At 64.1% G+C, this 18220-nt stretch carries 18 protein-coding genes and 1 pseudogene; 14 read left to right on the forward strand and 5 right to left on the reverse strand.

Annotated elements, in window-relative coordinates:
- Positions 1 to 4 precede the first annotated feature (4 nt).
- The 11 genes and pseudogenes from DYI42_RS00090 (at position 5) to DYI42_RS00140 (ending at position 8604) form a co-directional block, all read left to right on the forward strand.
- Positions 5 to 1138: pseudogene (locus tag DYI42_RS00090) on the forward strand (lytic transglycosylase domain-containing protein).
- Positions 1139 to 1149: 11 nt separating this feature from the next.
- A complete protein-coding gene (locus tag DYI42_RS00095; RefSeq protein ID WP_440870613.1) occupies positions 1150 to 1965 on the forward strand; it encodes a type IV secretion system protein in 816 nt (271 codons plus the stop codon).
- 10 nt (positions 1966 to 1975) lie between these two features.
- The gene (locus tag DYI42_RS00100) at positions 1976 to 2632 is read left to right on the forward strand and encodes a virB8 family protein (RefSeq protein WP_088652949.1); all 657 of its coding nucleotides are present in this window, start codon (positions 1976 to 1978) and stop codon (positions 2630 to 2632) included.
- A 123-nt stretch (positions 2633 to 2755) separates the two neighbouring features.
- The gene (locus DYI42_RS00105; protein WP_213544085.1) at positions 2756 to 3424 is read left to right on the forward strand and encodes a TrbG/VirB9 family P-type conjugative transfer protein; all 669 of its coding nucleotides are present in this window, start codon (positions 2756 to 2758) and stop codon (positions 3422 to 3424) included.
- Complete coding sequence (locus tag DYI42_RS00110; protein ID WP_213543987.1) at positions 3421 to 4803, forward strand: TrbI/VirB10 family protein; 1383 nt, start codon at positions 3421 to 3423, stop codon at positions 4801 to 4803. Before DYI42_RS00105 ends, DYI42_RS00110 begins: the two co-directional genes overlap by 4 nt.
- Before the next feature lies 1 nt (position 4804).
- Entirely contained in the window at positions 4805 to 5803 is a 999-nt protein-coding gene (locus DYI42_RS00115) for an ATPase, T2SS/T4P/T4SS family (protein ID WP_213543988.1), read from the forward strand.
- Entirely contained in the window at positions 5790 to 5984 is a 195-nt protein-coding gene (locus DYI42_RS00120) for a hypothetical protein (RefSeq protein WP_213543989.1), read from the forward strand. The genes DYI42_RS00115 and DYI42_RS00120 overlap by 14 nt, the downstream gene beginning before the upstream one ends.
- A complete protein-coding gene (locus DYI42_RS00125; protein ID WP_213543990.1) occupies positions 5981 to 6379 on the forward strand; it encodes a hypothetical protein in 399 nt (132 codons plus the stop codon). The genes DYI42_RS00120 and DYI42_RS00125 overlap by 4 nt, the downstream gene beginning before the upstream one ends.
- A gap of 6 nt (positions 6380 to 6385) precedes the next feature.
- On the forward strand, positions 6386 to 7465 hold the full coding sequence (locus tag DYI42_RS00130) for a type IV secretion system protein (RefSeq protein ID WP_213543991.1): 1080 nt from the start codon (positions 6386 to 6388) through the stop codon (positions 7463 to 7465).
- 313 nt (positions 7466 to 7778) lie between these two features.
- On the forward strand, positions 7779 to 8048 hold the full coding sequence (locus DYI42_RS00135) for a hypothetical protein (RefSeq protein WP_213543992.1): 270 nt from the start codon (positions 7779 to 7781) through the stop codon (positions 8046 to 8048).
- Positions 8041 to 8604, forward strand: a complete 564-nt coding sequence (locus DYI42_RS00140) for a hypothetical protein (protein ID WP_174147571.1) — start codon at positions 8041 to 8043, stop codon at positions 8602 to 8604. The genes DYI42_RS00135 and DYI42_RS00140 overlap by 8 nt, the downstream gene beginning before the upstream one ends.
- Positions 8605 to 8674: 70 nt before the next feature.
- Here the strand turns inward: DYI42_RS00140 and DYI42_RS00145 are convergent, their stop codons facing one another.
- The 4 genes from DYI42_RS00145 to DYI42_RS00160 all read right to left on the reverse strand — a co-directional run bounded on the left by DYI42_RS00145 (position 8675) and on the right by DYI42_RS00160 (position 14379).
- On the reverse strand, positions 8675 to 10699 hold the full coding sequence (locus DYI42_RS00145; RefSeq protein WP_213543993.1) for a type IV secretory system conjugative DNA transfer family protein: 2025 nt from the start codon (positions 10697 to 10699) through the stop codon (positions 8675 to 8677).
- Positions 10699 to 13026 carry a relaxase/mobilization nuclease domain-containing protein gene (locus DYI42_RS00150; RefSeq protein ID WP_213543994.1) on the reverse strand — a complete coding sequence of 776 codons (2328 nt, stop codon included), beginning with the start codon at positions 13024 to 13026 and terminating at the stop codon, positions 10699 to 10701. The genes DYI42_RS00145 and DYI42_RS00150 overlap by 1 nt, the downstream gene beginning before the upstream one ends.
- A complete protein-coding gene (locus DYI42_RS00155; RefSeq protein ID WP_213543995.1) occupies positions 13013 to 13606 on the reverse strand; it encodes a transposase in 594 nt (197 codons plus the stop codon). The genes DYI42_RS00150 and DYI42_RS00155 overlap by 14 nt, the downstream gene beginning before the upstream one ends.
- Positions 13607 to 14172: 566 nt before the next feature.
- The gene (locus tag DYI42_RS00160) at positions 14173 to 14379 is read right to left on the reverse strand and encodes a hypothetical protein (RefSeq protein ID WP_213543996.1); all 207 of its coding nucleotides are present in this window, start codon (positions 14377 to 14379) and stop codon (positions 14173 to 14175) included.
- Between the two features lie 731 nt (positions 14380 to 15110).
- Here DYI42_RS00160 and DYI42_RS24405 point away from each other — a divergent pair.
- The 3 genes from DYI42_RS24405 (at position 15111) to DYI42_RS00170 (ending at position 16788) form a co-directional block, all read left to right on the forward strand.
- On the forward strand, positions 15111 to 15239 hold the full coding sequence (locus DYI42_RS24405) for a hypothetical protein (RefSeq protein WP_274608772.1): 129 nt from the start codon (positions 15111 to 15113) through the stop codon (positions 15237 to 15239).
- A complete protein-coding gene (locus DYI42_RS00165; protein WP_342344575.1) occupies positions 15236 to 15859 on the forward strand; it encodes a helix-turn-helix transcriptional regulator in 624 nt (207 codons plus the stop codon). Before DYI42_RS24405 ends, DYI42_RS00165 begins: the two co-directional genes overlap by 4 nt.
- 71 nt (positions 15860 to 15930) lie before the next feature.
- Positions 15931 to 16788, forward strand: a complete 858-nt coding sequence (locus DYI42_RS00170) for an NmrA family NAD(P)-binding protein (RefSeq protein WP_213543998.1) — start codon at positions 15931 to 15933, stop codon at positions 16786 to 16788.
- A 160-nt stretch (positions 16789 to 16948) separates the two neighbouring features.
- On the opposite strand, the gene DYI42_RS00175 is transcribed toward DYI42_RS00170, so the two are convergent.
- Complete coding sequence (locus tag DYI42_RS00175; RefSeq protein ID WP_213543999.1) at positions 16949 to 17878, reverse strand: DUF2493 domain-containing protein; 930 nt, start codon at positions 17876 to 17878, stop codon at positions 16949 to 16951.
- Positions 17879 to 18220: the final 342 nt, after the last annotated feature.

The following is an 18220-nucleotide window of genomic DNA, read 5'->3' on the forward strand; positions in this document are numbered from 1 at the left end:
ACATATCCTCCTGGCGGCTCTCCTACCGGCGGCCGCGCTCGCCCAGGGCGTTCCCACCAACGATTCCGGGCTGACGGCCCGCGATATCGTCGAGACGGGCGACCGGGACGCCGACCTCGCCGTCCAGCGTGAAAAACTCACCGTCAAAGAGCTCCTGACCGAGATCGAACGGGAACAGCTCGCCACGCTGCGCGCGATCCTAGACGCGCAGACGAGCTTCGGAGGCTAGGGTCTTCCGGGCATGGTCGCCGATCTGGAAAGCGGCAGCGACGATCCGGACCGGTCCGCAGCGGCGGTCTATGGCTCCGGCGACGTCGATCCCAATCCGGGCGCCGCGGGTATGTTCGGGGATGCGGCAGAAAACATCGAGCAGCTGATCATCCGGGTCGCCCAGGAGACCCACGGGCGGCCCGGGGTCGGGCGGGCCGGACTGTCCGTCGTGCAATGGCGCGCCCTCCTGCAGGCGCTCATCTGGCAGGAGAGCCGCTTCTCCATCGGCGCACGCTCGCCCGTGGGCGCCTTCGGCCTCACCCAGATCATGCCGGGCACCGCGAGCGATCTCGGGATCAACCCGGAATATTATGACAGCCCCTACCTGCAGGTTACAGGCGGCGCGCGCTACCTCGCGGCCCAGCTCAACACCTTCGACGGCAACGTCGTCAACGCGCTCGCGGCCTATAACGCGGGCCCTGGCCGGGTGTTCGAATATGGCGGCGTACCGCCCTTCAAGGAGACCCAGCACTACGTCGCGGTCATCCCCGAACGCTACAATCTCTACCTCGCGCGGATCGGCGGCATCGAAGCGCTCGGCACGATCGACCCCGCGCTTCTCGCCAACGCCCATCTCTCGCTCAGCGGGTTCGGCGCCGCCTTCTACGGCAGCAATTCCCGCACCGCCATCCGGCAGGCCGCCCTGCGCATCCAGGACATCGTCATCCGGATCGGGAGCACAGAGGACATCCAGGAGAGCATGGCGCTCAACACCTATGCCCGCGCCGAACTGGTCCGGCTGATGGCCGCGCGCATTCGCCTAAAAGCCGCACGGACCCAACCGCTCAGTGCCGCCCTATTGGCCCAGGCCGCGGCCCGTATGGCCGAGAACGAATTCATGGAGTTCACATTGGAGGATCTGGAGTGATGCCCCGCAGAATGTTCATTTCAGCACCACTTCGCACCTTGACCCTGGCCAGCGTCCTGGCGCTTTGCTCGCCTTTCGTGACCAGCGCCCCCGTCCTGGCCCAGGGTGTGCCGGTCGTCGACACCCAGAACATCGCCCAGAACATCCAGCAGCTCCGGCAGATGATCGAGGACGAGATCCTGCAGAATGAGCAGCTCGTGCAACTCCGCGAACAGCTTGCCACGCTTACGGAGCAGCTCGCCGAGCTACAACGAACGTATGAGGCGTTAACGCGTCTGGCAGAGCTGCCCGAGATCATCCGAACACAGATGGAAGACGAACTGAACGGTCTCCTGGACCAGGAGTTCGGCGACATCATCGCCACGATTCAAGCGATCAAGACAGGGGATTTCTCCGGGCTCACCGGGTCCGGTGCCAGCGAGATCGAAACCCAGATGGACCGGGTGCTGGCCGATCTCGGCTTCGACGAGGACACGCTCTCGGAAATGGCGCGCAGTGGCAATCCCGGGGCCGAGCGCGTGGCGACACAGGCCACGACCGGCGCGCTGGTCTCGGCCGCGGCCCAGAACAGCTACGAGGATGCCGGGCAATCGCTCGAACGCGTCGACCGGCTCGTCGGGCTCATCGACGACATGGATGAGCTGAAAGAGAGCGTCGATCTCAACACGCGGGTGACGGCCGAGCTTGCCATCGCGCTCGTCGCCATGTGGCAGCTCGAAGCGATCCAGACGGTGGGCGACGGCACCGGCGGCGTGATCGATGCCGCCACCATCGCCGAAGAACAACGCTTCATGGAGTTCACGCTCCCGGAACTGAATGCGGATTGAGGGCTGATTGTTGGACGAAGAAACCGCCATCATCGAGGAGGAACTGGTCTACGGCGCGCTGAGACGGGAACGGCTCTGGCAGCGCCTGGGACTCTTCGGCCTTGGCTTTGGCATCCTGGGCTGCCTCAGCGCGGCCGCCGTGGCCATCCTCGATGTCGATCCGCCCCCCGTTGTTGTGCCTTACGACCCCGCCACCGGCTTCGCCCTCCCCGAAGCCACCGTCGGGGCCACCACCGTCACCGAAAACCGCGCCATTATCGAGGCGGAGGTCTTCCGCTACGTGACCGACCGCGAGGTTTACAACCAGCTCGACAATGACGTGCGCATCCGCAGCGTATTGCGCCGTTCGGACCGTGCAGCAGGGGCCTCACTGCGCCAGATCTGGAACTCGGCCAATGCCGACTATCCCCCGACCGTCTATGGACCCAACGCCCGCCTCGACGTCGAGATCCTCAGTATCAACCTGATCGGCAACAACCGGGCCACGGTGCGGCTTCGCAAGCGCCTGACCTCGATCCAAGGGGTTCAGGCGGGCCTCTTCACCGCGACGCTCCTCTTCGAGTTCCGCCCCGAGGAGAGCCGCTCCATCGACCAGGTCTGGACCAACCCGTTTGGCTTCACGGTTGTCGAATACGCGATCCGCTCGGACAGATTGGAGAACCAGTAAGTGCGTTTCCGGAACAAAAAATCAGAGAACGCCTTGCCAGCGCCCCAAATGCGCGAGACATGGCAGGGCAATAGCAATGCGAAACTCGCCGGACACGCCCGGGCGTTCGTCGCGGCCTTTTTGATGGTCTCTCTGTTTGCGTCCCACGCGTCAGCCGAGGCGATCCCGCGCGGGGGACCCAACGACCACCGCGTGCGGGTCGCCTCCTATCAGGAAGGCCAGGTCTACAGGCTGAACGTTTCCCTGACCCATGTCACGACCATCGAGTTCGGGACAGGCGAGAGCATTCGCTCAATCATCGCCGGCGACACGGAAGGATTTGAGATCGACGGTGTGCCCGGCGGGCGGGCCTTTGCGATTAAACCCGTCGCGCGCGGCGTCCACACCAATGTAACCATCTACACCAACAGACGGAGCTACTATTTCAACGTGAACGAGGTCTCGAGCCCGACCTTCTATGTCGTGCAGTTCCGCTACCCCGAGGACAATCGCCGCCCTTCCAACGCCATCGCGCGCGCCGCACCGAACACGAATTACCGGGCCAGCGCACGGACGGAGTTCACGCCGACCCGGGTCTGGGACGACGGCACCTTCACCTATTTCGCCTTCCCTCGAAACGCACCCGTCCCGGCGATCTTCCGCTACACGAACGGGCGCGAGCGCACGGTGAACACGGGCGCGGTCGAAGACGGTGTGATCCGTGTCTCGGGCGTGGGACGCCAATGGGTGCTGCGTCTGGGAGAGGACGTGGTCTGTATCGAGGCGACCCCGCCCGCGGAGGCCGCCTCATGAGTGACAATAACACCGATCTCGAACAGCGCCTCGCCGCGCTCGAACGGGGCAATCCGCGCCACGGACCCGCCCCGAAACGCCGCTCACCGCTCCTCGCCCTCCTCCTCGCAGGGCTCATCCTGGCGGGCGGCTTGGTCCTCTTGCTGTTTTCGGGCCCGGGGGAAGAGGTAGCCCTGCCGACGGCCACCCCGGACGAGTTCCAGACCGAGGGTGACGGGTTCGGAGAGATCGAACCCTTCGTACCGCCGCCTGCCCCGGAACCCGAGATCGTTCTCGTCGAACCAGAACCCAACGCCGAACTTCTGGCGCAGATCGCCGCACTCCAGGCCCAGATCGAGGAGCTGCGCGACGCGCCGGGCACCGACGCCGGGGCGGACAGCGCGGCAGCCGAGGCGATCGATGCGCTGACCGCACGGATTGCCGCCCTACAGGACGCCTCCGAGAATGCTCAGGAACAATTCCAGGCCGAACTGGCCAAGCGAGATCGGGAGCTGCAACAGCTGCGTATGGACCTGGACCTCGCGCGGCTGGAGGCCAACAAGCCGGCACCCGCCCCGCTAGGACCCACCGACGAAGAGTTGCGCGCCCGCGAAGAAGAGCGGCTGCGGCGCGAGGAAGAGGCGCGCCGGCTGGCCGAGCTGCAACGCCGGGCCGAGGAGGAGCGTGCCTTCCAGGAACGGCGGATTTCCTCCCCCGTCATCGCCTTCGGCGGAACGGGCGGCGCCAATGCGGGCGAGACAGAACTTACCCAACGCACCTTCGGCGAGGTGACAGACTTCGTGCTGAACGGTGCGTTGCCGAGCGCCATCACACAAGCCGAAGTCATCGCCAACCCCTCGAACACCGTCATCCAGGGCACGATGATCCAGGCCGTGATGGAGACCGCGCTCGATAGTTCGCTCCCCGGCCAGACCCGCGCCATCATCTCCGAGGATGTGTTCAGCTATGACGGCTCGCGGCTCCTGATCCCGCGCGGATCGCGCCTGATCGGGCGCTACCGCTCCGGTATCGAGATTGCCCAGAAACGTGTCACCATCGCCTGGGACAGGATTGTCCTGCCCAACAACCAGACCGTCCAGATCAGCTCCTTTGGGGGAGACGCGTTGGGCCGTTCGGGTGTCACCGGTTTCGTCGATACCCGCTTTGATGAGCGCTTCGGATCTGCCGCGCTGATCTCGATCATCTCAGCGGCTCCGAGTGCAGCCTCGGCTCAGGTCGAAGACGAAACAACAGCCGAAGTCCTGCAGGATGTCGGGGACGATCTGGCCGACGCCACTGACAGCGTGATCGGCGAATATCTCTCCATCGGTCCGGTCATCTATGTCGACCAGGGCGCGCGCGTCACCGTCATGGTCGACCGCGATCTGGAGATTTTCTGAGATGACGCTCTCCTACCTCCAGACCTCGCTCGACAAGCTGAAGGACGCCGCGCGCGACGACGTCATCGAGATCTGCATCAACCCGGACGGCACCTGCTGGGGCGAGTTCCAGGGCGATCACTTCATGCGCGCACTCGATCAGCGACTGACGGTTACGGAGGTGCGCGATCTTGGCAACCAGATCGCCTCCTCAGCCAACACGACAATGAGCAAGGACAAGCCCATCGTCTCGGTCTCGATCACCTATCGCGACCGCCCCATCCGCGCCCAGGTCGTAACCCCGCCCGCGGTGCTCGCGGGCATGTCGATCTCGCTCCGCTTCTTCTCGAGCCTGCCACTTGATAAAATCGATCTTCGTTTCCTTTACGGCGAAGAACGCAAGCTCGAGGAACTGCGCCAGGAGAAAAACCGCGCGCTGCGCGAGGTCGTTGCCTCTGGCGACATCTACGCGGCCATCCGCTTCTGCGTCGAGAACAAGCTCAATATGATCGTCTCCGGCGGCACCTCGACGGGCAAGACCGTCGCGGCTCGGAAAATCCTCTCCTACGTTCCGAATGACGAACGGATCGTCACCATCGAGGAAGCCGCAGAGCTTCTCCCCGCTCAGCCGAACGCGGTGACCCTGATCGCCAACCGGGACGCTGAGTTCCAATCCGCCGATGTGCTTCTGACCGCGACGCTGCGCATGCGGCCCGACCGGATCATCCTCGGCGAGGTCCGCGGCAAGGAGGCCATGACCTTCCTCGAGGCGATCAACACCGGACATGGCGGCTCCATGACGACATTGCACGCTGAGACGCCCCAGCTGGCGGTCCAGCGTCTCGCCATCGCCGCGCTCAAGACCGAGATCCCGATGACCTACCAGGACATGGTCCAGTACATCGAAAGCTCTATCGATGTGATCATCCAGGCGGGCCGCGAGGACGGCCAACGCGGCATCACGGAATTCTATCTCCCCGGAACCGATCTCAGCGGAGGCATGACCCATGAAGCGGTTTGAATATCAGATCATCACCTATCCGATGGACAAGAAAACCAGCCTGATCGCGATGCAGGACGACCTGAACGCCCGTGGACGGGATGGATGGGAGGTCGTATCCGTAAGCACGTCCGAGTTCGCGCATCTTGGCCACACCGCGTTTCTGAAGCGTGAGATTGCCGAAGGAGCTGGCGCGAAATGAGAACCGCCTTGCTTTGCATCTCGATCACCGTTGTGGGGTTTCCGGCTGCCGCCGAACGCGACCTCGTCCCCTCTCTCGACAGCGCGTCGGATGTCTGCATCGATCGGCCCGCTGAGCCTGAGAGGATGCAGAACATCGCCGTGCGAGAGGCATACAAACGTGTCCTGGTGCAAGACACTTACCGTGCTCAGAACCTTGAACGTATCGTCGAAACCGGATCCTGCACCTGCGACACACGCTTCCCGTCCTGGGAGGCAGCGGAAACGGAGTTTCGGGAGCGTTTCACCACAGCCGAACGATGGGAAATGCTGGAAGCCTCGGACACTTACAACCGGCGCGCCAACGCGTTGGGACCTGACGCGATGGCGATCTGCGAAGCCGTGGGCAACTGGTAACGGATCATGAGCGTCGTCACCTACTTCGTCGAAACCTCGCAAGGCTACCTGGATTCTGCCGCAGAGACGCAATTCGGCGCGGTGGCGGCGACAGTCGGCACGATGCTGGTCCTCGGAACGACGCTCGTAGTCATTCTGGTCTGTGTGAACATGATCTACCAGTACCGTGCCATGGACGGGCGCACTGCTTTCTGGCTCGCGGTGAAAGCCGGCCTCATAGGAGTCTTCGCGACAAATTGGGTGCAGTTTAACGCCTTCTCCTCCGCTGTCCTAAACGGCATCGACAGCATCGCCGGGTCGCTTGTCGCCTCGGTCGGCGGCGGCACGCCCGGACCGTCGGGGACCTTCGCCGAGGAATTCGACCGGCTGATCGCCGAGCTTGGCGAATACCTGAACGCGGCCGGTTCTGAACTGAACTGGATGGCCGGGGCGTTGCTTGACGTTCTTGGCGTGCTCCTGCTCTCGATCCTAGGCGGGCTCGCCGCATTCATTCTCGTGGCATCCCGGCTGATGATCGCACTCCTGATAGGTATCGCGCCGGTGATGATCTTCCTCACCCTCTTCGAGGTGACCAAGGATTATTTCGCGCGCTGGCTCTCGGCGCTGATCTCCTTCGCGCTCTATCCGATCGTCGTTGCAGGCGTTTTCGCGACAATCACCGGCGTCAGTTCGGCACTGATCGGCGAGCTCGGCGACCCCGAGGGCGCGTCCAACATCGGTGCCCTCATCCCATTTTTCATGATGGTGCTCATGGCCAAGGGGTTCATCATCGCGACGCCGTTCATTGTCCGCGCGATCTCGGGGAACATCATGATGCCAGCGCTATCAGCAGGCCTTGGCGGTGCATACGGGTTCGGTCGGGCGCTTGGCGGCAGTCAGCAGGCTTACAATCGGTATCTTATTGGAGGAGCGACTGACGCTGAATATGCTGCGCTGCGTGCGCGGCAGTTCTTCGGGATGCAGACAATGCCGCAGAGGCCGGGTGTTAGCCAAACCGTTCCGACGAACCCTGACACTGGTTCGGGCAGCACAGGCGCGCGAATGCTGGCACAGTTGGCCCGCCTAAGCAGGCTGGGCCGAAGGTAGCATTGACCGTCAAAGGCTTCACCGGCGGGAACATGTTCTTTGCGAGCCCATACCTTTGCCTTCAGCAGAGCTCGCGGCAAACTGCCTGAACGGATTTACCTTGGCACCATCATGCCATGTCCGGGTGAAGCGGAACGGCATCGGCGCCGGTGTTGCTGTCTGAGACGTCTATCCCGTATCCCCTACTCACATCAAAGCATTTGACGGCAAGCTTCCTATGGGAATGAGCAGGTAGCGGGCAGTAAATTGGAGCGACGTTCTCGTTGAATTTTTAACTTGTCACTTGACAATTTAAGAGAGTGGGGTATCTAAGGTGCCAAGGAAGAAGCACACATCAAAGGAAATCGAGGCCCTCATCCAGGAGCTCGAAGAGCTGGGATGGGACCTTATTGAGGGCAAGGGGCACGCGTGGGGGATCCTCCGATGCCCGGCTAACGATAAGGATTGCCGCTGTGGCGAGTTTTGTCAGATGTCTGTCTGGTCGACCCCGAAGAATCCACAGCAGTTCGCGAAGCGGATCCGGCAGAAGGCCCTGGCCTGCGTGAAGCTTCAGAAGAACGACGAAGGTAATGCCGATGGCTGAAGAATTCGAATTCGAACTGGTCTTTGCACTCCCCGACGGGGAGCACGATGCGTTCGCGCTCTCTGACGCGATCTTTGAGGCGGGTTTTGAAGATGCCCTCGTGGGCACCGGCAATGCCGGTCTTCTGGGTGTAGAACTGGAACTTGAAGGGGATGAGGCCGAGAGCGCGATCCTTGAAGCGGCGCGGGCGCTGATCAAGGCACTGCCGCAAGGCACAGTCCTGCGCGAGGTCCGTCCCGACCTGGTATCTCTCGCGGATGTCGCCGAGAAGCTCGAGGTGAAGCGACAGGCGCTCCAGCAGCGCAAGATGCCCCTCCCAGTTGCGGGTGGCCTCTACCGCATCGATGAAATGATCGAGGTGCTGATGGAGGCCTCAAACCCGGCAAAGGGGCAGCGTCGCCCTCGATTCAATCTGGCTTCCGCCGCGAAGTGGTTTCGTGCGGGCCCCGCGGCCCGCAGGGTGAACGCCCAGTTGACGATGCGTGAGATCGACCCTGCGACGATTGAGCGAGCCCCTCGACCAGAGCGCGACGACCCTGGTTTTCTTCACCCGTGACAATGGTCGGCTCAAGGGCGTGGCCGCAAGACGCCATCGCGACATTCTTTCGTGTCGCCCGCATGGCGGCTCAGCCAAGCCCGAATTTCTCGCCCGCCTCGCTGACGTTTGCTTCCGAACCGGACATCTCCGCCTCCAACCGCTCCAGATCACTCACGGCGTCCTGTACCCGGACGACATCGTCTTCTGTCGCAGCCTCCACCTCCAGATCTGCCTGCCGCCCGAATTCCATCTCGAACTGCCGCTGATCGTCCGCGAGGACTGCGGCACGACCGCGCCGAGGCGCTTGAGCCGGACCTGGCTCAATGGGTGCATTCCCTCCGGTTTCCGTAAGCCCCATCCTGGCCTCGAAATCGCGTTCCGAGAGACCTGACCCACGCGGAGCCGAAGGCATCGCCCGGACACTCAGGGGCAATTCCCCCATCGGAGGGACCGGCCCCTTCGGAAACGGCAGATCCCCCTCCTGCGCCGCGTGGATGCCTTTGAAAAACGGATCCTCATAGTAGACCACCCGCTTCGCCCGGATCGGCATCTGCGCGTCCACGACCACCACGATCTCATCAAGCGGCAGACGTCGTGCCTCATCTTCCGGCAGGAGCGCGACCTCCTCCGTCCGCTCGGACTGGCTGCGGCCCTCGAACGGGTTCTTGCCGACCGCGCGGGAACGTGTGACCACGGTTTTGGTGGTCTTGCCCACGGCCTTGCTCAGCTCCTCGACGGTCTTTTCGTCCGAAGGCGTCAGGTAGAGCTTGATCCCGGCATTACCCTGCAAGGCCCGACGCGTGTTCTCGCCGTAGATCTCGTCGATGGCCGGGATGGTCTGTGTGACCACCGCAAGATGTCCACGATAGGCGCGCAGTACTTCGATGCTCTCGGCCACGATCGGCATCTTTCCGAGCCGGTTGAACTCGTCGAGCATGATCATGACCGGCCAGGGCTCGTCTGGACCCGGCTCCTTGTCCTGAAGCGCCGACAGCAGGTCCGAGAAGAAGAGCCGGATCAGAGGTGCCAGCGGCTTCACCATGAGGGGTTGGACGACAAGGTAGGCGCTGAAGGGTTTCTTGCGGATCGTCCGGAAATCGAAGTCTGAGGTCGCCGTCGCGTCATCGATCGCCGGGTTCTGCCATTGATCGAGGCCAGAGGTCATCAGGAGCGAGACATAGGAGGTCAGCGTGTCGTTGTTGGTCGAGGCCAGCCGCGTGAAGATGAGCCGCGCCGCGGCGTTCTGGACCTCATGGGCGCGCGCGAGATATTCCTTCTGCTTCTGCCCGCCCGAGGCGGCGATGCGGTAGATCTCCCCGAGCGTCGGCCGGCGGCGCTGGAACGCGAGTAGCCCGGCCGCGACGAAGAGATCGATCCCGCCCTTCAAAAGACCTTGCACCCGGTCGTTGTCGTTCTGCAGGAAGAGCGTTGCCAAGAGCTGCAGCTCCATCTGCTGGCGGGCCGGGTCTTTAAGCTCATAGATGCGCAAGAGTGGATTGTAGCGATGCGTGCGCCTGTCCTCCCAATCCGTGGGCGCGAAGCGGAACACCGCGTCACCCTGTGCCGCCCGGTGGCGGGCCGAGGCCTCGAAGCATTCGCCCTTCACGTCCAGAACGACCGCCGAGCCCTGCCAGGTCAAGAGGTTCGGGATGACAAAACCGGTGGTCTTGCCGCGACCGGTCGGGGCCACGATCAGCGCATGCGGGAAGGTCCGGGAGCAGAGGAACGGTGCACGCGATCCGGGCTTGCCCAGCTTGCCGATGACAAAACCCGTGCCCGGCGCGCCGAAGAAGCCGTTCCGCTTCATCTCGCGGCGGGTCTGCCAATGGGTATAGCCGAACCGGGTCAGGGCCGAGCCCGACATCGCCAGGCTCATCATGAGGCCCGCCACCCCGGCCCCGCCCATGATCAGGTTGATCAGGCGAAAATCATCGGGGCGGGCGGCCCCGATGGCGCGGTAGTTCTGGGCGATATAGAAGAAGTTGATCTCGGCCCGGAAACCCAGGTCCCGGAACGTCACGACAGCCGAGGCGATGACATAGCCGATCGCGATAGCGACCAGTGTGACCAGCGCGACGCCGAGGGCGAGGCGGCCCTTCCCTACCCCTCCCATCAGTGCGTCTCCCCGCGCTCAGTCTCACCATCGACAAGATCGGCGCGGTGGAGCTCGAATTCGCGGTCGGCGATCTCCTCGACCACGGCGCGGGTCGCCTCGCTGTTGGCGGTGGCCGCGTCCGACTGCAGGTAGGTCTTCGCGGCGTAGAGCCGATCGAGACGGTCTTCGATCTGGGTCATCAGCACGTCGACATCCCCGTCTCGGAGCCGCTCGATCTGCGCCGCGTCGAGCTCGCGCTCGACGGCGTCGCGGTAGGTCAGTCGCTGACCGTAATCCTGGAACGGCGACTGCAGATTGCCGGCGCGTTCGTGATCTACAACCCGCCGCAGATCGGCATCGGCAATCGGTGCGGTTTCAGCGGCTTCAGTTTCGCGCTCGTCGCCAAACCGTTCCTCGCGCTGGTCGAACTGCGTCTCCCGCAACTCGTGTTCACGGCGGACCTGGTTGAGGGCCTCGCTGTCGCGCAGTTCAGTGACGGCTGCATAGGTCGCGCCAAGCCCGCGGGCGAGATGCGACGGCATATCGGGATAGCGCGCGCGGAACTCGTCCGTGACGGCATCCGCAACGGGGGTCCGCGCGTCGCGACCTTCCATGATCCGGTCGACTTCGCGGGTGATCTCGCGGGCCCGGGCCTCGTCGGTGATCCGCTCCCGGTAGGGCTCGGACCGGTCGATCACGTCGCCCGGGCGCGCGAGCAGTTCGGGATGCGCATCGAGGTAGCTGCGTTGCTCTTCTTCGATACGCCGCTCCGCGCGGGAAGCAACCTCCCACTCCCGGGCTTCGATCTGCTGATCCGTCAGGCCGTCCGAGCGCATGTCCTGGCGGATGGCGCGCTCCATGTCCTCAGTGGCGTCCCGATGATAATGGACCCTCTCCATGACGGTGCGATCTTCCACGACACCGTCCTCACGCAAGACCCCTGCCCGCTCCAGAGCGACGCCGAGCTGGACATGGGCCCGATTGAGGGTCTCGCGCGCCGTCTCCAGATCCGCGCGGCGCTCGAGGTTGAGACCGTCCCTCTCGGCCACTCGTGCCAGATCGTCCGCGATCCACTGGCGCTCAAGTGCCGCGTTCTGCGCACCGGTCTCCATCCGGGCGACCACCACGGAAGAGCTGATCCCGGTCCCACGCAGCGCTGTGTCGACCTGCGCCCGGACCTCGGGGTCCCGCAACCGGTCGAGCCGGGCCGCATCGATATTGGTTTCGGAATAGACCCCGCCCTCCGAGGGCTTCTCGGCCAATGTCATGGAGCGCAGCCCCAAGGGCTGCATATGCGCGAGCCGCGACTGGATCTCGTTGAGGCTGCGCTCGAGCCGCGGCCGTTCGGCCTCCGGCTTCGCATCAATCATGCCCTGGACGCGCGCGACCTGATCGGCATAACGGGTCCTCAGATCCTCGAACGATTGCTCCTCTGCCATGTAGACGCCTCCTTCCAAATTCAGCTTGCCGCCCTTGGCCAGAAGCTCTCCCGAGCGGAACAGGGCCTCGGCGATGTCCTCGCGATTGTCGGCGGAGGCCTCCGCAGCGAGCGCGTGATAAACAATCCGGGTGTTGGCGATCTCTTCGAGCGCGCGGTCAAGATCCGCCCCGACCCGTGGCCGCGTCTCCGTGGCCCGCCCCTCGTCCTTCGCCGCATAGACCTCGCGGGTGCGCGGCGGGTAGTGCACGACACCCCGATCGAGCCGCCGCGTGGCCTCGAGTCGCACCCCGAACCTCTCGGCCTCCTCGACCATGGCGAGGCGGAAGTCGTCGTAGTTGAACCGATGGTCCCGGCCAAGGAAGAAGAACTCGCCCTCCTGCGATCGGCGGTTCAAGACTATATGCGCGTGAGGGTGATCCCTGTCCTCATGGACCGCGATGATGTAGTCGAAATGCCCCTCGTCCGACTGGAAGAACCGCTCCGCGACATTGGCGGTGATGTCGCGCACGTCCTCGCCCCGGGTGCCGATCGGATAGGACATGAGCATATGCGTCGTCTGTCCGAGCTTGGGCTTGAACCCCGCACTCCACCGCTTGGCGAACCGCTCCGTCAGGTCCTTGATCTCCGATCCCTCAAGCCTCGTCTTCCCATCCAGGAACCCGCTGCTGTCCACGATATGCGAGGACTTGGTGGTGAGGTAATCGAGCTGGTTCATCAGCTGCGATTTGGTATGCGTGCCCCCGCCCCGGATTGCCTTGAAGACCGCCGCACGATGCCCCGCAGCGGCGCGCACGAGCTGCCTCTGCCGGGACGCCTGCAGCCCTTGCATCGAGCCCCGGATGCGACTCCAGCCATCCCGGAAGATCTCTCCGGTGACTTCATGGACGGCATCATTCAGCCGCATGGGCAAACTCCCTCAGCGCGGCGGTCGCGGATAGCTGCATGGCATCCCGACGACGGCGCAGCAGCAGATCGATCTCGTCAGCGGAATCAAGGATGAACCGCGCCAGCCCACGCATCTGCGCGAGGCGCAATTCGGACAACTCTGCGTTCGGTGCGGAGCCTTCCCCCTGCCCCGCCCGGCTGGCTTTCATCATCTGCTTGGCGACCTGTACGACGCCGTTACCGACCTCGTGCAGGGAGGCCCGGTAACGTGCCATCTCAGCCGCCAGCTGCGCATCCGGAACGAAGGTTCCGCCCGCCGCCTGGATCAGCCGCCGGACCCCCTCCGTGCGGGTCTCGATCCCCGCCGCGGCCAGGACCTCATCCAGCGCCCCAAGCTCGTCAGGGGTCAGCTTCACCGTCACGGCGGCGGTCGCCACGGCCGCATCCTTCTGGCGTTCTTCGTCCGCCTTCAACGTGTACTGGATGGCCCGCAGGGTGACCCCGAACCGCTCCGCGAGCACGGAAGTCCCCACTCCTTCTCCGGCCTCACGGATAATCTCCGCTCGCTCCGTCTGTGTCAGTCTCTTGGTCCGGCTCATACGAAGAAAGCCCCCCTATTTCCTGCCACCTTCATTCAAGGTCGCTTTCATCATACGAAACTATATGTCACGGTCAATGCAATATTATTGTAGATTGCCCCCAGGCGACCTTGAATTCCGCTTCAAGCCGAGCACCGCAGGTGCGAGGCCCGGCCCGAAGGGCCCAGAAAACCCAACCATCTCCAACCGCACCTCGGCCGCCCGTTGTCATGCCCGCGCCCGAGGGTCTGGCCGAACACGGACCCGTGTTCGGACGGAGGCGAGGGGCGGCGCACAAACCCCCCGACGGGGCTGACGGACAGGGTCAAGGGCGGCCAGATTTGGCTCGGCCCAAATCTCTGCCGGAAAAACCGGCGGGCTTCAGCCCGGCTGTTATTCCGGATGGCCCCCTTGAGGCTGGCCGGCAGACCTGTTCCAGGCGATCTCTGAAATCCCCCGTCAGGACCGTGCACGGTCCTGACACCTTATCGGGGACACCGGCCGAAGGCAGGGGGCCCCGGTCTTGGCGCAGCCTTCCCTGGAACAGGGAAAGGACCGCCCTGGGGCGGTCCTTTCTCGTGGGAGGATTACTCCTGCGGTTCCTTGGAGTTCGGCGGGAACATCACCAGCTCCTGGACCGCGACGGGGAAGTCGAGTTTGAGGCTGAAGAACTCCGAGCCGTCCCCGTTGCGGGTGTTGCGGAACATCGCGCCGACGCGCTGGAAGCGGGTGCGCTCCTGACCTTCGTTGTCGGTGAACTTGACGGGAACGGTGGCGACGTAGTGGTTGGTCATTTGGGTCTCTCCTTTTTGCGATGGGGATCACCCGGCACGGGGGAAAAGGGAGGTCCGCAAACACAAATGCGGAGGGTCCGCGCGCTCCGCGCGTGGAAACCGTATTTGTGTTTGCCGGAGCGTGAGCGGAGGGCACGGACCGCCCGCCCCCGTGCGATCCACATCTATGAGCAAAGAGGGGAGACCCGGATGTGCACCCCGCTCCTCAGCCGCCTTCGGTCCTGTCGAGTTATGTCAGACCTGACCAGGTCCGCACCGCTCTCATCCAACGCGGCGACGCGATGTTCCGCCCACGCCCGATCGGCACGACCGCGATCGTCTGCCTCAACCTCGACTTCCTGGTCGCGGTCTCGCGATCCGGAGCGGTGATACAGCCGCGGGTCTGCCAGCAGGGTTGTCCGCCCGGACGGGTCGCCGTCATCGGGCGGCGCGGTCGTTGCGCTGCGCCCGCCCCAGCGATCTGCACCCGGACGGGCGGATCGCGGGGTTTCTGGCGCGCATGAGGGCAACCCCGCCGGCTGGCTCCGTCAGGAGACCGCCGCCGGGGTATGCCACTCAGCACGTCCAGAGGCCTCGTGTTCCGGGTGGAGGCCGACACGGCCGGAACCTGCGAGCGCGGTGACGGCGGAGCAACCGCCGGCAGGGGTCCGTCATGACCGCAGACCGATCACCGATCCTCCCCGGCATCTTACGGACCGATCTCGACCGGTTGGAAAGCAGGGCAGCCCGGCATGACCCGCCAGACCGAGCGGATCGTGCATCGACGCGGGCAGGTCGATACCGATATGATCATCACATGCAAAGATCAGGCCGACTTCTTCAACTTCTCCAAACGCTCCGTGGCAGGCGGTCCGCCGTGACCGCGAAAACCCTGGCGCAGATGTTTCAGGTCTCTGAGCGCACGATCTATCGGGACATGGAGACGCTTCTGGAACTGGGCGTGCCGGTCGAGGGGGAAGCGGGCACGGGCTTCATTCTGCGCCCGGGGTTCTTCCTGCCATCCATGGCCTTCACCCGGGACGAAGCGGATGCCGTTCTTCTGGGCCTGCGCTTCGTGATGGCGCGCGGGGACGAGGAAATCGCAAAGGCCGCCGATACGGCGCTGCTCAAGATCACCGACGGTATGGGTGACGAGGCCGAGGCGCGCATGCTCGGGGCGGGTCTGACCGCAGGGCCGGGTGAGAATGATCAACGTGAAGAGCTTGCGATGATCCGGGGCGCGATGCGGGACCGCCGGAAGTTGGAGATCACCTATCGCTCCGAAAGCGGGGTTTGCGTCCGTCGCGTTGTGTGGCCGGTCGCGCTCGGTTTCTTCGACAAGGTCGAGATGCTCGCGGCCTGGTGCGAGCTGCGCGACGCGTTCCGGCACTTCCGCGTTGATCGTGTCGAGGCACTGTCCGCGCTGGAAGAGGACGTTCCGCGATCCCGCGAGAGCCTGTTGACCGCCTATCGCCGGATCGAGCCCTACGCGAGGGTCTGAGCGAGGGTTCCTGACACATTCTGACCGGGCTCGGGTGTAATCCCGACCCCAAACGATAGAAGGAGGTTGGGATGTTTGTCATACTCGGTGGTACAGGACAGGTCGGATCGGCGACGGCGCGCGCGCTTCTGAACGCAGGCCAGGAAGTGACGGTCGTCACCCGCGACGAAGACCATGGCGCGGATCTCAAAGCGTCCGGGGCGAAGATGGCCGTGGCCGATATTCGCGATACGGACGCCATGCGCGCGGTGTTCCGAACCGGCAGGCGCGCGTTCCTGCTTAACCCGCCGGCGGACCCGTCAGGCAACACCGACGCAGAGGAACGCGCGAATGTCGCGGCGATCCTGTCGGCGCTCGAGGGGTCTGGCCTTGAGAAGGTGGTGGCCGCCTCGACGTACGGGGCCTTCGAGGGAGAACGCTGTGGCGATCTCACGGTTCTCCATGAGCTGGAGCAAGCCCTGATGGATCAGCCCATTCCCGCCGCCATTAACCGAGGCGCGTACTACATGAGCAACTGGGTCGGGGTGGCGCAGGGAGTAGCGGAGAGCGGCATCCTGCCGAGTTTCTTCCCGGCAGATCTCTCCCTCCCGATGGTCGCGCCTGCCGACCTCGGAGAGGCTGCCGCGAGACGTCTCATGACAAAGACGGACGATACCGGAATCGAGCATGTCGAGGGACCGGCGCGCTATTCGGCTCGGGACGTCGCGGCCGCGTTTGCTGCCGTGATGGGACGTTGCGTGGACGTTCAGGAAATACCGCCCGAAGCCCTTGAAGAGACATTCCTCCAGTTCGGCTTTTCGGAGGAGGCGGCGGCCTCCTATGCCTGTATGACGCGTTGGGTCATCGACGGAAAATCTGACTCAGTGGCGACGTTCAGGAAGGGAGCGATCTCACTTGAAGCCTATATCATATCAGTGCTGAGCGGATAAGGTGTTGGTACCAACCGCTCTTGCAGGTGTGAGACCAAGGGGAGGTCTGAAGGCATCGCGGGCATGGTTGCTTCGCGGGCTCAATCCGCCCATTCGATTTCTTCACCGCCAACACCATGAAAACGACGAAAGGGCCGCGCCGCGCGCGACCCTCTCCTATTCATTCTCCTGCTGTCTTCTTCGCCGGATCGGCGACCCGCATCACCGTCAGGCCTTTCGCCTCGGCCTTCTGTCCGAGGTTGAGCGCGACCCCGTTGCCACCGAAGAGCACGACCCCGGTCGCGGCGAACTTGTCGTCCAGCATCTCGTCGTTGCACTTGAAGGGTGCCGCCCGCCCATGTGCGGACCAACGCGGATCGAAGCGCGCCTGCGCAACGCCTCGCGCCCGAGCCCACCGGGCGGCGATCATCTCGGCCCCGTGCTTGCCACCCTTGTGGCAGAGGAAGATCTCCTGGTTGCGGTTCTGCCGGATGCGCTCGCGAACCTTGTCGAGTGTCGTGAAGATGACGTCGATATCGGTCCAGTCGGTGGCGCCGGAGACGATCAGGGGAACTCCCTCGACCTTCGACTTTTCTGCGGTTTCGCGGTCATGCTGTTCCAGGAGCTGCCGGGCTTCAAACACGGCCCCGGTCTCCTGAGCGCGAGCGCTGGCCCGCGATCCCGATGCCGGGATGAAGGCATGTCCCGTCTCGACCTCGTAGCATTCCGCCGCCGCCTCGCTCATCACCTCGATGGCCCCGACGATCTCGCGGACCTGCAGGAAGCGGGCCTGCGCCTCTTCGAGCGCGGTCTCGGCGATCTCCGATCCGTCGTGGGATTTTGCCAGGGCGCCGATCTTGTCGGCGGTGCGGTCGAGCTCCTTGCCGAGAGCGATCTTGCGGCGCTGCAGGATCGTGGCGAGCCCGTGCGCGAGCGGTTCGATCTCGGTCTCGAGACCGGTGCCACGCAGCTGGCCGAGCAGGGCCTCGAAAGTCTCGCGGACGATGCTGTCGGTCAGGGCGTGATCCTCGGGGATGGGCAGCTCCGCGTCTTTCTCCGTCAGGCCGAAAAGTTCGATGGTCTCGTAGGCGTTCGCGTTCTCGTATGTCATGTTGGTGTCTCCAGATGTTCGGGGAACCACCACGTGAGTGTGGTGGCATGGCCGTACGTCTGGTTCACCGAATCTGTCCGGGTCAGGGACGGCGAAGCCGCCGGCGCGCCGGGCGCAAAAGTTTTCCGGGCGCATCGCCCACCACAGGCGCGTCATCGACCACTGGACTGCCCTCTTCACCCCCGCCGCCCTCGCCGAAAAGTTTTGCGATCCTTGACGCGGGCTGATTTGGGGGCCATCCGGAGGATATGCTTCCGCACTCATGTGTGTGTGTGTTGACGACAGGTTTGCCCGACGCGAGCAGGCAAAGGGCGCGACCGGACGCGGGAGACGGATGGAGCG

The organism is Vannielia litorea (assembly GCF_018424695.1).
In the GTDB taxonomy this organism is placed as follows: domain Bacteria; phylum Pseudomonadota; class Alphaproteobacteria; order Rhodobacterales; family Rhodobacteraceae; genus Vannielia; species Vannielia litorea_A.

What these genes read in the sequence shown, in the direction of transcription:
- DYI42_RS00095 (WP_440870613.1), top strand. Translation starts at nt 1,150, where the DNA reads ATGTTCATTTCAGCACCACTTCGCACCTTGACCCTGGCCAGCGTCCTG.
- DYI42_RS00170 (WP_213543998.1), top strand. Translation starts at nt 15,931, where the DNA reads ATGTTTGTCATACTCGGTGGTACAGGACAGGTCGGATCGGCGACGGCG.
- DYI42_RS00155 (WP_213543995.1), bottom strand. Translation starts at nt 13,606, where the DNA reads ATGAGCCGGACCAAGAGACTGACACAGACGGAGCGAGCGGAGATTATC.
- DYI42_RS00115 (WP_213543988.1), top strand. Translation starts at nt 4,805, where the DNA reads ATGACGCTCTCCTACCTCCAGACCTCGCTCGACAAGCTGAAGGACGCC.
- DYI42_RS00160 (WP_213543996.1), bottom strand. Translation starts at nt 14,379, where the DNA reads ATGACCAACCACTACGTCGCCACCGTTCCCGTCAAGTTCACCGACAAC.
- DYI42_RS00120 (WP_213543989.1), top strand. Translation starts at nt 5,790, where the DNA reads ATGAAGCGGTTTGAATATCAGATCATCACCTATCCGATGGACAAGAAA.
- DYI42_RS24405 (WP_274608772.1), top strand. Translation starts at nt 15,111, where the DNA reads ATGACCCGCCAGACCGAGCGGATCGTGCATCGACGCGGGCAGGTCGAT.
- DYI42_RS00150 (WP_213543994.1), bottom strand. Translation starts at nt 13,026, where the DNA reads ATGCGGCTGAATGATGCCGTCCATGAAGTCACCGGAGAGATCTTCCGG.
- DYI42_RS00130 (WP_213543991.1), top strand. Translation starts at nt 6,386, where the DNA reads ATGAGCGTCGTCACCTACTTCGTCGAAACCTCGCAAGGCTACCTGGAT.
- DYI42_RS00125 (WP_213543990.1), top strand. Translation starts at nt 5,981, where the DNA reads ATGAGAACCGCCTTGCTTTGCATCTCGATCACCGTTGTGGGGTTTCCG.
- DYI42_RS00140 (WP_174147571.1), top strand. Translation starts at nt 8,041, where the DNA reads ATGGCTGAAGAATTCGAATTCGAACTGGTCTTTGCACTCCCCGACGGG.
- DYI42_RS00175 (WP_213543999.1), bottom strand. Translation starts at nt 17,878, where the DNA reads ATGACATACGAGAACGCGAACGCCTACGAGACCATCGAACTTTTCGGC.
- DYI42_RS00145 (WP_213543993.1), bottom strand. Translation starts at nt 10,699, where the DNA reads ATGGGAGGGGTAGGGAAGGGCCGCCTCGCCCTCGGCGTCGCGCTGGTC.
- DYI42_RS00110 (WP_213543987.1), top strand. Translation starts at nt 3,421, where the DNA reads ATGAGTGACAATAACACCGATCTCGAACAGCGCCTCGCCGCGCTCGAA.
- DYI42_RS00105 (WP_213544085.1), top strand. Translation starts at nt 2,756, where the DNA reads ATGGTCTCTCTGTTTGCGTCCCACGCGTCAGCCGAGGCGATCCCGCGC.